This is a genomic window from Neorhizobium galegae (assembly GCF_017877055.1).
Classification (GTDB): domain Bacteria; phylum Pseudomonadota; class Alphaproteobacteria; order Rhizobiales; family Rhizobiaceae; genus Neorhizobium; species Neorhizobium galegae_D.
The window spans coordinates 1-13,336 of record NZ_JAGIPG010000009.1; the positions used below are offsets into that span (position 1 = coordinate 1).

At 60.8% G+C, this 13,336-nt stretch carries 9 protein-coding genes and 4 pseudogenes; 4 read left to right on the forward strand and 9 right to left on the reverse strand.

Going from position 1 to position 13,336, the window contains the following annotated elements; genetic code table 11:
• Nucleotides 1-272 precede the first annotated feature (272 nt).
• Nucleotides 273-1,370: pseudogene (locus J2857_RS30560) on the forward strand (IS3 family transposase).
• Nucleotides 1,371-1,429: 59 nt separating this feature from the next.
• Here the strand turns inward: J2857_RS30560 and J2857_RS30565 are convergent.
• Nucleotides 1,430-1,680: pseudogene (locus tag J2857_RS30565) on the reverse strand (IS6 family transposase); the annotation flags it as partial.
• Nucleotides 1,681-2,139: 459 nt separating this feature from the next.
• Between J2857_RS30565 and J2857_RS30570 the strand changes: the two are divergent.
• From J2857_RS30570 to J2857_RS30580, 3 genes and pseudogenes are all read left to right on the forward strand, one after another.
• A pseudogene (locus tag J2857_RS30570) lies at nt 2,140-2,277 on the forward strand (IS6 family transposase); the annotation flags it as partial.
• A 106-nt stretch (nt 2,278-2,383) separates the two neighbouring features.
• Nucleotides 2,384-2,827, forward strand: a pseudogene (locus J2857_RS30575) (transposase); the annotation flags it as partial.
• 259 nt (nt 2,828-3,086) lie between these two features.
• The gene (locus tag J2857_RS30580; protein WP_046612128.1) at nt 3,087-4,004 is read left to right on the forward strand and encodes a LysR family transcriptional regulator; all 918 of its coding nucleotides are present in this window, start codon (nt 3,087-3,089) and stop codon (nt 4,002-4,004) included.
• A 29-nt stretch (nt 4,005-4,033) separates the two neighbouring features.
• Here the strand turns inward: J2857_RS30580 and J2857_RS30585 are convergent, their stop codons facing one another.
• The 8 genes from J2857_RS30585 to J2857_RS30620 all read right to left on the reverse strand — a co-directional run bounded on the left by J2857_RS30585 (nt 4,034) and on the right by J2857_RS30620 (nt 13,314).
• A complete protein-coding gene (locus J2857_RS30585) occupies nt 4,034-5,392 on the reverse strand; it encodes an MmgE/PrpD family protein (RefSeq protein WP_210013837.1) in 1,359 nt (452 codons plus the stop codon).
• Between the two features lie 91 nt (nt 5,393-5,483).
• Nucleotides 5,484-6,521, reverse strand: coding sequence for a serine hydrolase domain-containing protein (locus J2857_RS30590; RefSeq protein WP_210013838.1), 1,038 nt, complete (start codon nt 6,519-6,521; stop codon nt 5,484-5,486).
• Complete coding sequence (locus J2857_RS30595) at nt 6,518-7,303, reverse strand: ABC transporter ATP-binding protein (protein WP_210013839.1); 786 nt, start codon at nt 7,301-7,303, stop codon at nt 6,518-6,520. Before J2857_RS30595 ends, J2857_RS30590 begins: the two co-directional genes overlap by 4 nt.
• Nucleotides 7,300-8,166, reverse strand: coding sequence for an ABC transporter ATP-binding protein (locus J2857_RS30600; protein ID WP_210013840.1), 867 nt, complete (start codon nt 8,164-8,166; stop codon nt 7,300-7,302). Before J2857_RS30600 ends, J2857_RS30595 begins: the two co-directional genes overlap by 4 nt.
• A complete protein-coding gene (nikC, locus tag J2857_RS30605; RefSeq protein WP_210013841.1) occupies nt 8,159-9,100 on the reverse strand; it encodes a nickel transporter permease in 942 nt (313 codons plus the stop codon). Before nikC ends, J2857_RS30600 begins: the two co-directional genes overlap by 8 nt.
• 7 nt (nt 9,101-9,107) lie before the next feature.
• The gene (locus J2857_RS30610; protein WP_210013842.1) at nt 9,108-10,184 is read right to left on the reverse strand and encodes an ABC transporter permease; all 1,077 of its coding nucleotides are present in this window, start codon (nt 10,182-10,184) and stop codon (nt 9,108-9,110) included.
• 13 nt (nt 10,185-10,197) lie between these two features.
• Nucleotides 10,198-11,808 carry an ABC transporter substrate-binding protein gene (locus J2857_RS30615; RefSeq protein WP_210013843.1) on the reverse strand — a complete coding sequence of 537 codons (1,611 nt, stop codon included), beginning with the start codon at nt 11,806-11,808 and terminating at the stop codon, nt 10,198-10,200.
• 78 nt (nt 11,809-11,886) lie between these two features.
• A complete protein-coding gene (locus J2857_RS30620; protein ID WP_210013844.1) occupies nt 11,887-13,314 on the reverse strand; it encodes a M20 family metallopeptidase in 1,428 nt (475 codons plus the stop codon).
• Nucleotides 13,315-13,336 lie beyond the last annotated feature (22 nt).

The following is a 13,336-nucleotide window of genomic DNA, read 5'->3' on the forward strand; positions in this document are numbered from 1 at the left end:
AACCTGAAGGCCGCAGGTTCAAATCCTGCCCCCGCAACCAAAAATCCCTGCGATCCCGTAGCCTCACACGCTGCGGGATTTTTGCGTTTCCAGGCCTCGAACGCCTCGCCCCGAGATCGCGTGAAACGCCCACCGCAAACGGTCGAGGCTCCCGGCTGAGGCGACCGTTTATCGCGGTCGTTGCCTGAACAGAATGATCCAGCAGCCCTGACCTGAGACCCAAGTTTCCTCCAGATTTTGGTAGAGTCCGTCGTATCAAGGAGACGGACGGAATGAAGCGTGCACGGTTTACGGACGAGCAGATCATCGGAATGCTGAAGGAGCAGGAGAGCGGCCAGAGGACGGCCGATGTCTGCCGCAAGCACGGAATATCCGAGGCGACCTTTTACAAATACAAGGCGAAGTATGGTGGCATGGATATCTCCGACGCCCGGAAGCTGAAAGCCTTGGAAGATGAGAATGCCAAGCTGAAGAAGTTGCTCGCCGAGGCGATGCTGGACAATGCCATTCTGAAGGATGTCGCATCAAAAAAATGGTGACGCCCGGCGCAAGGCGGGATGCGGTGGCTCATGTCTGCAAGGAGCATGACGTGAGCCAGCGCCGGGCGTGTGCGATCCTCTCCGTTGATCGGTCGAGTGTGCGATATTGCAGCGTTCGGCCGAACGATGCGTCCATTCGGGAAGCCATGAGGCAGGTTGCGTCGGAGCGCCGCCGCTTCGGCTATCGCCGTATCCATGTGATGCTGGATCGGCAGGGCATCGTCATGAACCTGAAGAAGCTGCGTCGCCTCTACCGGGAAGAGAAGCTCGCTGTTCGCAAGCGTGGTGGCCGCAAGCGGGCCTTGGGCACGCGACGGCCCATCGCGCTGCCGTCACGGGCCAACGAACGGTGGAGCCTCGACTTCGTCAACGATGCATCCACCGATGGGCGGCGGTTCCGCGTCTTGGCCGTTGTCGATGACTTTACACGGGAATGCCTGGCGCTGGTCGCCGACACACCCTTTCGGGTCTGCGTGTGACGCGTGAACTCGATATCGTCATGGCCCAACGGGTCGTCCTCGAACGATTGTCTCTGACAACGGCACGGAACTGACCTCGATGGCAATCCTCAAGTGGTGCCAGCAGACCCGTGTCGAATGGCATTACATCGCACCGGGAAAGCCGATGCAAAACGGCTTCGTGGAAAGCTTCAACGGCAGTTTCCGTGATGAGTGCCTCAACGAAACACTGTTCTCGTCACTGCCTCACGCCAGAGCCGAGATCACCGCATGGAAGGAGGATTACAACAGGCAACGACCTCATTCATCGCTGGGCAACATCACGCCCAACGAATTCGCCATGAAAATGGCTATGGAAAAACAGGCTGCATAAAGCCAGATTGAAAACCAAAGACTCTCCGAAAGCCCGGAGGAAACTTGGGTCTCAGGTCACCAGTGTTTCCGCCTGCCGATCGTCACGACCACTCGTCCAGATGCCACACGTCATTCGGGCTGGGCGCTTTCCGCCGCAAGCGGTTTGCCCAGCATCGGATCGTTTCATGCGAAACGACGATGCCGCGCTCCGATAACATTTCCTCGACCACGCGCAGGCTCAATGGAAATCGGAAATACAGCCAGACTGCATGGGAAATCACAGACGGCGGAAAGCGATGACGTTTATAATTGACCGGGCTCTGGCTCATCACGGCGAGATAGCCGCAAAATCTTCCAGCCCAGTTAACATGAGATCGCCGCCTGATCTACTCGGGCGCAAATCCGCTGTTACTGGTTTTCATTTCCGGCGTTATCTACGCAGCCGTCAGTATGAGCATCATTTCCTTTGGAAACATCCTGCATCGTCGGAGATATCTGCAGCCAGCGGATTCGCTGACACATTGGATTAGTCCACAGATCAATGCGCGGCGGCCAAGCATTAGCAACCGAATTGAAAGCTCCCTTTGAAATAGTACGAACCATCGACCCGCAGTGCGCTAGCCCGATTGGAGGGTGGGTGGGTGGGCACCACAATCTACGGCGTTGTCATGTTGTCCGTGGGTTAACGGTTGACGGATAATCGGACGTGATGAGCGCGCCGACCATCAGCTACAAGAACCACCGGCACCGTAACATTAACCGCCGATTTCGGCATGTGATGAATGGGTATGACGAAGATTGCCCGTGATCCACTTTATCGCCGCCACCGATTTCCCGCTGAGGTGATTGCCCATGCTGTGTGGCTTTATTTCCGGTTTCCGCTCAGCTTGCGAATGGTCGAGGATCTGCTGGGCGAAAGATCGCTCGTCTTCAGACCACCTGATCGTAGACCCCACAGACGGCACTGTTGCTGCCGCCGCTAAGTTCACAATGCCCGAAAACCTTCAACCTGAAGAGCCGCTTCCGGATATGGATGTTTCAGAACCCGTCCGAGATCCTGACACCGGCCATATGATCTTGTCTGTGGTGGCCGCAGCTTTGTGCATAAAACCGCGCGGCCGGCTGACAGATCGTCAGGCCGGAAAGGTCAATGCTTTGAAGCAGGGTTCGACAGTCTTCGCCATAATGCGTGGCCTGGCCATGCGCTTCAACGGCATCTTGCGCAACAGGAGCTCGGAGGCACTGGATGAATGAAACGACGATGCCATTGACACGGAGTTCACGGCGATCATGCGCTTCGCCAGCGTTTTGCGCCGGGATATTGATGCCGTCAAAAATGCAATCGAACTCCCCTGGAGCAACGGTCAAGCTGAAGGGCAGATCAACCGCCTCAAGATGCTGAAGCGAGCAATGTACGGCCGCGCCGAGCCAGAACTGATGAGGGCGAGAATGCTGCCGCTGAATCACAGAAATTGAGGATAAACCCGGTTAAATGCAAAACGACACCCGAAGTCCGTCCGGTCCAAGACAACAACGGCATAGTCACAACATCAAAGAGCAGAATCCATTCACGCCGGGGGCGAGAATATGACCCGCCGGAGCGCGATTGTACGTCCGCTTTCTCTTTGATTACCTAGCCGTCGCTGTGCATAATCCGCAGTTTGGGCCAGTGCCTTGGCAATATCTGCGTCGGCAAAGACCGGCTGGAAACACTGCGAATGGTTGGAGAAGCTGGATGGAACTGAAGTGGCTTGAAGACTTCGTCAGCTTGGCGCGTTTCATGAACTTCACGCTTGCGGCCCACGACAGAAACATCACCCAGTCGGCACTCAGCCGCCGTATCCGGCAACTTGAGCAATGGGTCGGGCTGCCCCTGATCGACCGTTCAACCTATCCGGTCAAGCTGACGCCGGCAGGCTACAGCTTCCTGCCGAAGGCGCGCAAGAGCGTCGACATGCTCTGCGCCTTGCGCGAAGATACGATCGAAGCGCATGGCGCGACGGGAGAGGTTCTCTCCTTTGCCACGATGAGTACGCTCGTGCTGACATTCTTCCCGGCGTGGATGGAAAAGGTCGAGGCGCTCGGAGAACCGTTCCGCACACGCTTTACGGAAGCCTACTCATCCTTTTCCAACAACGTCGCGACACTTTTCCGCAACGAGTGCGACTTCCTGCTGATCTACGCCCACGATTCTGTTCCGGCGATGCAGGACCTTTCCGAACACGATTATCTGACGCTTGGAGCCGAGCAAGTGATCGCCGTGTCCGCACCGGCCGAGAATGGCGATCCGCTGCATGGCGTGCAATCCGATGGGAGGCTGATCGACTACCTCAGCTACCGGGACAATTCGTTTTTCGCGCAGGCCTTGCCGAATGCCGTCTTCGACAAGAAAGCGCTCCGGTTCAATACGGTCTACGAGAATGCGATGTCGGCGGCGTTGAAGGCGATGGCCGTGTCTGGCCACGGAGTGGCGTGGATCCCGGAAAGCCTGGCCATTCAGGAACTGCAAACCGGTCAACTCGTCCGGGCGGCCGATCCCTCCTTCGATATCGAAGTCGAAATCAGGCTCTACCGCTCCTATCGCCTGCGCGGCAAGCGCGCCGGTCAGTTCTGGAGACAGGCGGAAGAGGTCGCGCTGCAAGCCAATCGCTAGACTACGGACCCTTCCTGGCTAGGTCTCGGTCATTTCCTGGCGCCGCCGTCGAAAACGGGGGCCAGAAATGCAAGGTCCGGTTGCTCGTCCAGGGCAGCGAGAGCGGCATAGACGGACATAGGATTTGCAACACCTTCCAGGCAGTCTGCAAACTTCGTCCTGCGGTCATCCTCCGAAAACGGCTCGGCCAGGCCGCCGCGTGCAAAGCTGCGCTCCACCACATACACTTGGCCATCGCGAAGCGTGATCCGCAAGCGGTGCGGCAGGTAGCTCGTTGCGCAGGCTTCTTCCGAGGCGCTGTAGTGGGTCATCGATATCTTTGCGAGGAGCGGGTCCTTTGCCACGATGTCGACCCTTGCGGGCGTGAAGTCGAGCAGCGACAGGCTTTTGTTGCGGAATGCCAGTGCCAGGCAATACTGCATGGAGAAACGGGCTTCCATCTCGTCACGCGGTTGCGGGTAGGCAAGGTTTCGGTAGTTGGCAATCCCGACATGGCATTCGGCGGATACGATCGCATCCGGATCGATCGGCGCGTGCTTCATCAGGTCGAGGGCCGCATCGACGATCAGATGCGTCGAGCCACAACATGGATGCAATTTCGGCATGACGCCGACAGTCTCGATCGTATGCTCGCGTGTGCCTGAGATATCCGCAAGGTCATAGCCCTTCGGCGCCTCGCCGCCGAACATTTCCAGGAAGCCTTGCGGGCCCTCGAGAATGTCGAGACGTCCCAGAAGCCCCGTCCCGGCCAGAAGTGCTGCCTCCACGGCATTGCGGGCGGCCATCCCGGCATGGAAGGGTTTTGCCGGTGTGCCGAACTGGCCTTTCGTTCCCGAAGCCATGCTGGCGCCCATCGACAGCGCCCGGGCAATGCCGTCCGTGTCCATTCCCAAAAGCTTGGCGACGCCGGCTGCGGTGCCGATACTGCCGACCGTCGACGTCCCGTGCCATCCGGCAGTATAATGCGATCCGGCAACGCCGCTGCCGACGAAGGCCTGGGCCTGGAGAGCGGCGAGATACGCATCCGTCAGCGCCCGCCCGCTGACGCTCAACCCATCGGCGACGGCCAGAAGCGCCGGCACGAGGACGGCCGAGGCGTGGCTCATGCCGGGACGGAAATTGTCGTCGTAATCGAGGGCATGTGCGGCGGTGCCGTTGACCAGCGCGGCCACCGACGGCGACTGACGTCCGCCGGTGACGAGCGATGCTCCACCGTCCGGTCGCCGACCGAAGGCCTGCGCGACGGCAAGCGTGCTCTTGTCGGCACGACCGGCATACAGACAGGCGATGGTGTCGGCGATGGCCTGATGGGCCAGCCGGCGCGCATCGTCGGAGATTGCCGGCGGGGCGGCACACCAGGCTGCGATAGTCTCGATAACGGTTCTCATGGGAAACTCGCCGGTTCTTGATGGGAAGACATGCGGTCACGTTCGCGCTCCTGACGGGCACGGTTGCCGACCGAGATTTTTGGCTTTGGTTTCAAGAGGACTCGTCCACCGCCGCGAGCAGTTGGCGCAGCAACCGGCCCATGCCGAATGCACTAACTTGACGGCCTGTTATTTCCGTATCGACGCGATGGACGACGACCATGTCGAGGGCGGGCATCATGAGGCAATAGTGCCCGCCGGCCCCCATCGCGGCATAGCTTCCCTTTGGCGTCACCAAGCCCGGCAGGAAAACGCCGTCCCGTTCGAGCCACCACATATAGCCGTAGGCGCCATGCGTCCCTGCATGCGAATAGGGCATTACGCATTCCTGCACCCAGCCGGTCGGCAGCACTTGGGCCGAATTCCAGACTCCGTGGCGCAGGAAAAGCTGTCCGAAACGGGCCAGATCCCGGCTGGACATGCGGAATGGATAGGCGCGGTGCTCGCTGATATCGAAGCTCTCGTGCCATCCGTCGGGCCGGCCTCCGGATCGTTCGTCGGTCAGCGAAAAGTCCTGCATGCCGGTGGGACCGGCAATCTGCCGGGCAAAAGCTCGGTGAACGCTCTCGCCTGTAAGCTTTTCGAAAATCGTCCCGAGCGCATTGAAATCCCAGTTGTTGTAGCACCAGAAGGTGCCCGGCCCGTGGGCATGACGTCGCTCCTTGATCCGGCGCATCCAGGGCGTCTCGTATCCGGCTGGATGGTATATGCCCGAGCGCGCTGTCAGCAGATCGTAGACGGTCGCCTGCCTTTCGACCTCGCTCAGCCCCTCCCGGTCATCGATACCCAGGGTTTCCATGGTGCTCGACAGGTCGATCCGGCCGCTCTCGACCTCAGCGCCGATCAACGCCGCCAGAAAGCTCTTGCGGATCGAATGACACAGGAACTTCTTCGTCGGATCGCCGAGGGTAAAAGCAACTTTTCCATGGCGGATGACCAGCAGCATATCGGTGGCCTGCAACGTTGCGATGGCGCGCAGCTTTTCGAGCGCGGCTGCACGGAGACCTGCGTCGCGCGGCGTGGCGAAGTGCTCCCACGCCCCGGTGGGATCACCGGAGCCGTCAATGGGAAATGCCTGGAGTACGGTCATGCCACCGCCTCGTCACGCCTCGCCACGGCCTCGATCGTGGCTTGCAAAAATTCGCGGGTATAATCCTGGCCGGCCTGCGACTGGCGGATCTGATGCGAGGTCAGTTCTTCGATGATCTTGCCCTTGTACATCATGCCGGCGCGCTCGCAGATATGGGCGATGACGGCGAGGTCGTGCGACACCATGAGGTAGGTAAGGTTACGCTCGATCCGCAGTCGTCTCAGGAGGTTGAGGATTTCCGCCTGCACCGAGACGTCGAGCGCCGAGGTCGGTTCGTCGAGCAACAGGATTTCCGGGTCGGTGATCAGCGCCCGGGCGATCGCAACGCGCTGGCGCTGACCACCGGAAAGCTCGTGCGGGTAACGATAGCGGAAGGACGGCCCGAGGCCCACCGCATCGAGCGTTTCGGTAATGCGCTCGGAGGCTCTGTCGATGCCGTGGATGGCAAGCGGTTCGGCCAGAACCTTTTCGACGATCTTGCGGGGGTGGAGGCTGCCATAGGGGTCCTGGAACACCATCTGCACGCGGCGGAAGAAATCCTTGCTTCGCGTCTTCGGCAGTTCCTTGTCGGCCAGCGTCAAAGCACCGTCATAGTCGCCGTTGAGTCCGCTCAAGGCGCGCAGGATCGTCGATTTGCCGCAACCGGATTCGCCGATCAGGCCATAGGCTTCACCCTCGTTGATCCGGAACGATACGTCGTCCACGACACGAGTGCGGGCATGTTTAGGGCCAAAACTGATCGAAAGACCAACGGCCTCGATCAGCGGTCTCGTCGGTTTCATGCGAGCTCTCCATTGCGATAGACGGGGCCGTCGAGCCAGCTTGGATCCCGCACCGGCACCGTGAGGTTTTCGACGGCGACATCAAGCCGTGGCAGGCTTTCGAGCAGCGATTGCGTATAAGGGTGCCGGGCATTGTGCAGTTCGCTCGCCGGCAGATCTTCCATGATCCGGCCGGCATACATGACCAGAACCCGGTCGCAGAAGCTGGCAACGAGATTGAGGTCGTGGCTGATGAACATCAGGCCGGTGCCACGGCGGGTGACCAGTTCGTCGAGAATGGTCAGAACCTGTCGGCGCACCGTCACATCGAGGGCGGAGGTCGGTTCGTCGGCAATGATGAGATCCGGCTCGGGGATCAGCATCATGGCAATCATGATACGCTGTCCCATGCCGCCCGACACTTCGTGCGGGAAGAGCTTGAACACCCGGTCCGGATCGCGGATCTGCACTGCTTCCAGCATGGCCAGCGCCTTTTCCTTCGCCTCGGCCGGTCGCGTCTTGTGATGCAGGCGATAGGCCTCGACGATCTGGTTGCCGATTCGCATCAGCGGATTGAGCGAGTATTTCGGATCTTGGAGAATCATCGAAATATGGTTGCCGCGAATCTTGCGCATCTCCCGTTCGCTGGCGGACAGAAGGTCGATATCCTTGAAGCGCATATGCGTTGCGCTGATCTTCGCGCCCTTCGGCGTCAGCTTCAGGAGCGACCGGCCGGTCAGCGATTTTCCCGATCCGGATTCGCCGACAATGCCGACCTTCTCGCGGCCGATGGTGAACGAGACCCCGCGCACGGCATCATGGCTTCGCTGCGCGCCGTGGAAGCGGATCCTCAAGTCCTTGACGTCGATGAGCGGCTTATCCATGGCGGGGATCCAGAATGTCGCGCAGGCCATCGCCGAGAAGATTGAAGGCGAGGCTGGTCAGGAGAATGGCGGTGCCGGGAATGGCTGCGATCCACCAGCTGGTCATCACGAATTCGCGGCCGGAGGACAGCATCGTGCCCCATTCCGGGCTCGGCGGCTGGGCGCCGAGCCCCAGAAAGCCGAGACCTGCGGCGGTCAGAATGATGGCTGCCATGTTGAGCGTGACGCGCACCACTACCGACGGAATGCACATGGGCACGATGTGTCCGAAGATGATGCGCGCACTGGATGCACCCTGAAGGCGCATGGCGGCGATGTAATCGGACTTGCGGATCGTCAGCGTTTCGGCGCGCGCCAGGCGGGCGATCGGCGGCCAGGAGGCGAGCGAGATGGCAATGATGGCATTCTGGATGCCCGGTCCGAGAGCTGCGACGAAGGCCAGCGCCAGGATGAGGTTCGGGAAGGCCAGAAACACATCGACGATGCGCATCAGCACCGTATCGACCCAGCCGCCGAGATAACCTGCCGTGGTGCCGACGATGAGCCCGATCGGCGCGACGATGACGGTCGTCAGAAGCGCGATGTAGAGAGTGATGCGGGCACCGAAAAGCAGACGGCTATAGACGTCGCGACCGAGTTCGTCGGTGCCGAGCCAATGCTGGAAGGAGGGCGCCAGCAGCCGCGCCGCAAGGTTCTGCTCGTAAATGTCATGTGTCGCCAGAATGGGCGCCAGCAGTGCCGCTAAAAGCATGACGACGACGACGCAAAGGCCGAACAGCGCCGACGCGTTGGACCGCAGCCGCCGCCATTGCAGCCAAAGCTGCTGCATGCGGGCATGAAAGGGCGAAGTCGGAACCGGCGCCCGCAGCCAGAGACCGAGGCTACCGGACGAAGCGGCGATCTTTGCGGTCCGGGAAAGGGATTTGTCTGTCATGGCTGCCTCACCGGGTTCTGGGGTCGAAGACGCGATAGAGGAGGTCGCAGATGAGGTTGAGGGTCACGAAGATGACGCCGACCAGAAGCGAGCAACCGACGACGGCATTCATGTCGCCGACGAGGAGCGCATTGGTGAGATAGCGGCCGAAGCCAGGCCAGGCGAATACCGTTTCAGTCAGCACGGCACCCTCGAGCAGGAAGGCATAAGACAGCGCCACGACGGTGAGCACCTGAACCGCGACGTTGCGGAACGCGTGTACCCAGACGGTGCGTGCCCAGGACAGGCCCTTGACGCGGGCAGTAACGATATATTCCTGCGCCAGCTGCTCGATCATGAAGCTGCGCGTCATGCGGCTGATATAGGCAAGCGCGCCGAAGCCGAGGATCGAGGCAGGCAGGATGATATGGCCGAAGACGTTGCGGAATATCTCCCAGTTGCCGGCAAGTGCGCTGTCGATCAGATGGAAACCGGTGACCGGCTCGAGATCGAACTCATAGATGAAATCGATACGCCCCGGCCCGCCGATCCAGCCAAGCGTCGCGTAGAACAGCACCAGTCCCATCAGGCCGAGCCAGAAATTCGGCGCCGAATAGCCGATCAGGCCCGTGAAGCGGATGGCATTGTCGAGCCAGGAATTGCGGTACATGGCCGACAGCACGCCGGCGGGGATGCCAAGCCCCGTGCCGATGACGATTGCCAGCGTGGCAAGCTCGATGGTGGCCGGAAACACGCGGGCGATGTCTTGCATCACGGGCTTGCCCGTGGTCAGCGCGTCGCCGAAATCGAGCGACAGGATACCCTTCACGTAGACGCCGAACTGGTACCAGAGCGGCTTGTCCATGCCGAGCGCGCGAGACATCTTCTCATAGGCTTCCTGCGTGGCATTGTCGCCGAGGATGGAAGCGACGGGATCGATCGGCAGCATCCTGCCGATGAAGAATGTCAGGGCTGCAAGGCCGAACAGCGTCACGAACACCGGCAATAGCGTCCTGCCGAGAATGCTCAGCAGGGCGAATGCCGGGTTCGGCCTGGCCACGTTCCCCGCATCGCTGCGGGGACCCGGGAAGGTGGGGTCCGTCATGAACGCCTGTCCCTTATTTGGAGACGAGGTTGTAGTAGACGCGGAAGCCGTTCCAGGTCCAATCCTTGACCTTACCGCTCATGCCGACGGTATTGTACATCTGGAACATGATGGCCATCGGGCCCTGTTGCATGACGTCTTTCTGCAGCGCGTAATAAAGTTCGTTGCGCTTGGCCGGATCGCCTTCCAGAAGTGCTGCCTTCACCTGCTTGTTGAAGTCCTCGTTCTGGTAGGCGGAGCGCCAGGCCGGGATCTGAGTCAGCTTGGCTTCCGGACGGTTGTCGGGATTATAGACCAGACGCGAGGCATTGCCGTGCGCATCCGGGACGCCGGTTTGCCAGGCCAGCATGCCGGTCTGGAACTCGCGGCCACGGATACGGGCAAAGAGCTGAGCATTGGCCATCCGCTCGAGGTTGAGCTTAACGCCGACCTTGGAAGCGTTCTGTTGGATGCTCTGGGCGATCGGTGCCGAATGCGGCAAGGTGCCGATCAGCACGTTCGCTTCGAAGCCATCCGGATACCCGGCCTCGGTCAGCAGCGCCTTGGCCTTCTCGATATCGAGCTTGAACGGCTGGCCTTCCTTGGCATCGAGAGCCCCGGTGGCGCCGAGCTGGGCAAAGCTTGCCCGCGGCACGCCGAGATAGGTCATGACCGACTTGGCAAGACCGTCGTAATCGATCAGGTAACGCATCGCGAGACGCACTTTTTCGTTCTTGAAGATCGGGTCGGCGGCGTTGAAGGTCCAGAAAAACAGCTGGGGCTTCAGCATGCGGTCAACCTTCAAGCCAGGCTTGCCGTCGAGATCGGCAAGATCGTCGGGCGACAGGTCTCGGGCAATATCGATATCACCCTGGGTCAACAACAGGCGTTGCGTGCCCGGCTCGGCGACGTGACGGATCAGGATGCGCTTCAGCTTCGGCTTGGCGCCGTAATAGTCCTCGTTCGCCTGCAGCACGATGGACTCGCCGGAGTTCCACTGCACCAATTTGTAGGGACCGACGCAGGCCGTGTTGGTGGCGAGGTATTTGTTGCCCATGTCGCCATTGATCTCCTTCGAGATCAGCGTCTTCTGGTCGAGGAGCGCCGACACGCGATTGGCGCCGATGGCCTGCAGGATGAGGTTGGTCGGATAGGGATTATCCAGCGTCAACACGAGCGTGTTGTCGTCGGTCGCAGTGATACGTTCCTTCACGTTGTCCTTGCTGAAGCCGTATTCGGTCAGCGTTGCGGCATTGCCGTAACCGAGCAGCACGACGCGCTGCATCGACCAGGCCAATTCCTTCGCCGTCGCCGGGGCGCCGCCTGGGAATTTCAGGCCGGTATTGAGATGGAAGGTGATCTGCTTGCGGTCTTCGGACACATCCCAGCTTTTCGCGAGAAGCGGTAAGACCTTGGACTCGTCCTTCTGATCGAAATCCACCAGGGAATCGCAGGTGTTTTGCATCAGCTCGCTGGTCACGACTTCGCCGATCTGCGCAGGATCGAAGGTGCTGATGGCATCGATGTTCCACGCCATGACAAGCGCCGTGTCCGGCGTTGCAGCCCGCGCCGGCAGGCTGATCGAGGCCGACAGGGCCGCGACGGCAGCAATATAACTGATCTTGGAAATGCTTCTGCTAATCATGCTTCTCGTTCCCTTTATTTTTGTGATTTTCAAGCTCTGATCTGGGCCGGGGGCTGGACCGCCCCCGGTCTTCAAGGGTCAGGCGGCCTCCTTCGGACGCGGTTGCAGCGGCGGGTTGACGTCCTGCGGGATCGGGCAAACGTAAGAAGTCTTGCCCAAACGCGCCTGATGGTCCGCCTTGGCCGCAGCCAGTAACTGGCTGTCGCTGAGAAGATCGATGGCGGTGCCGGCCATCATTTTCGCGGCATGGGTCATGCCTTTATGGGCAGCAGCCGTCTTGCCCTGCGCCGTCACCTGCCAGGAATGGCCAGGCGTACCGATGGCGATAGTCGCGGCATGCGCCTGCACGGTCGGCATCAACCAACTGACATCGCCGACGTCGGTGGAGCCGATCATCGGCTCGCCGCGCACGTCGAGCGGCACGATGAAGTCGCAGATCGGCGTTTCCTGGCGCGGAATGCCGACGGCGCGATAGGCGTTGTCGATATCCTCGTCGCTGAGCGTCGCCTGGATCTTTGCCGCGAACGCCTTGTCGTCGGCATCGAACGGGATCGGGCCGAGATGTTCGAGATTGCGCTGCATCGCCTCTTCCAGCGGCCGGTTCGGCAGCAGATTGGAGACGGCGCTCATGATCGAAATGTCGACCGTCGTGCCGGTCATCATCGCGGCGCCGAGGGCTACCTGCTTGACGCGCTCGTTGAGGTCCAGCATGCCCTTGAGGTCGCGCGAGCGGATGGCGTAGCGAACGGCCGACTTCGCCTGCACGACATTCGGTGCGATGCCGCCGGAATCGAGCATCGCATAGTGGATGCGGCTATCTGACGGCACGTGTTCGCGCAGATAGTTGACGCCGACATTCATCAGTTCGACGGCATCGAGCGCGGAGCGGCCCAGATGAGGCGCGGCGGCCGCATGCGACGCGCGACCGGTGAAGCGGAAATCCATGCGGGTATTGGCAAGCGACAGCGCGCGGGCGACCTCGGTAAAGGCGCTCGGATGCCAGGTGATGGCCGCATCGACGCCGTCGAACGCGCCCTCGCGCGCCATGAATGACTTCGCCGCTCCGCCCTCCTCCGCCGGGCAGCCATAATAGCGCACCCGGCCAGGCTTGCCGGACTGGGCCAGCCAGTCCTTGATCGCCGTCGCGGCCAGCATCGCTGCGGAGCCGAGCAGATTATGGCCGCAGCCATGCCCGTGGCCGTTGCCGGGTAAAGGCTTCGGTTCGGCGATGCCGGCCTCCTGGCTCAGGCCCGGCAGCGCATCGTATTCGCCGAGAATGGCGATGATCGGCCCGCCCGCGCCTGCCTCGCCCATCACCGCGGTGGGGATGCCCGCGACGTTTTCGGTGACGCGAAAGCCCTGTTCCCGGAGCATGGCGGCGTGTTCGGCAACCGAGGCGTATTCCGTATAGGCGATTTCTGGCATGCCCCAGACACGGTCGCTCAGGGCGACGAATTCCGCCCTGTGCTCGTCCACCAGATCCCAGATTCGCTCGCTATTCTGCATTTCGAAGTCTCCATACGGCTTG